Below are 1,243 nucleotides of genomic sequence, written 5' to 3'. Positions count from 1 at the left end.
TTTCTTCAAAAATAAGCATAAATTGATTGAGAACAATACCCCAATTCTGGATAGGCATCGACCATTTTTTGGTAGCTTCTTTCAAAGCAAGGTAAACAGATTTCAAGACCGCATCATCCGTAGGAAAAGACATTTTATTTTTGGTGTATTTTCGGATTTTGCCGTTGAGATTCTCAATTAAATTGGTGGTATAAATGATTTTACGGATTTCTAAAGGAAATTCAAAAAATACGGTCAATTCATCCCAATTATCTCTCCAGGATTTGATGGCGTAAGAATATTTGGATTCCCATTTTTCTGCAAAATCATTTAAAGCGGCTTGAGCGGCTTGTTTTGTTGGCGCGGTGTAAATATGCTTCATATCAGCAGAGAATTCTTTTCTGTCCTTCCAAACCACATATTTACAGGCATTTCTGATCTGGTGAACCACACAAATCTGGGTTTGAGATTCAGGAAAGACAGAACGGATGGTCTGGGTAAATCCGTTTAAGTTATCGGTAGCAGTGATCAGAATATCTTCTACGCCACGGGCTTTGAGATCCGTTAAAACCCCCATCCAGAAGCTTGAACTTTCATTCTTGCCGAGCCACATTCCAAGAACTTCTTTTTTTCCTTCACGATTTAATCCTACTGCCAAATAGATGGTTTTGTTAATGACCTTGGAATTTTCTCTTACTTTGAAAACAATTCCATCCATCCAGACAATTAAATACAAATCTTCCAGGGGTCGGTTTTGCCAGCCCACCACTTGGGCGGCAACGGCATTAGTAATCCTGGAAATGGCAGAAGAAGATATTTCAAAATCGTACAGCTCTTTAATCTGCTCTTCGATATCACTCACACTCATCCCTTTGGCATAGAATGAGATAATAATATTCTCCAAGCCTTCGATAATGTTATGCCTTTTGGGTACCAGTACAGGTTCAAAACTGCTTGCCCTGTCTCTGGGAACTTTGATTTCACTCTCTCCAAAAGAGGATTTTATCTTCTTGGTTCCATGCCCGTTGCGATAATTCCCTTCTTTGGTTTTTTCATGTTTTTCATTGTCCAGATGAGCATCAAGTTCTGCTTCCAGCATGTGCTCAACGGCACGTTTGTGCATCTGTTTGAAGAAAGAGGTTAAATCTTCTCCATTTTTAAAGGACTTGTAGAAATCCTTGTTGTTTAATAATTCTTCTTTGTCAATCATAACTATATAGGTTAAAAATAATAAAAAGTTATTTCCGTAAAATTTTTTTGAGCT

Annotated in this window: 1 protein-coding gene; it reads right to left on the bottom strand. The window is 37.8% G+C overall.

Features of this window, described 5'->3' with window-relative positions; translation table 11 throughout:
• Window positions 1–1,189 (bottom strand): IS256 family transposase (locus AC2A1C_RS15800; RefSeq protein WP_484026893.1); only part of this gene is annotated, 1,189 nt, incomplete at its 3' end.
• Window positions 1,190–1,243: the final 54 nt, after the last annotated feature.

The organism is Chryseobacterium sp. HNCC26DJ241 (genome assembly GCF_057180505.1).
Note: the sequence above shows the minus strand (reverse complement) of the source record. Positions and strands in the feature narration are given on the sequence as shown.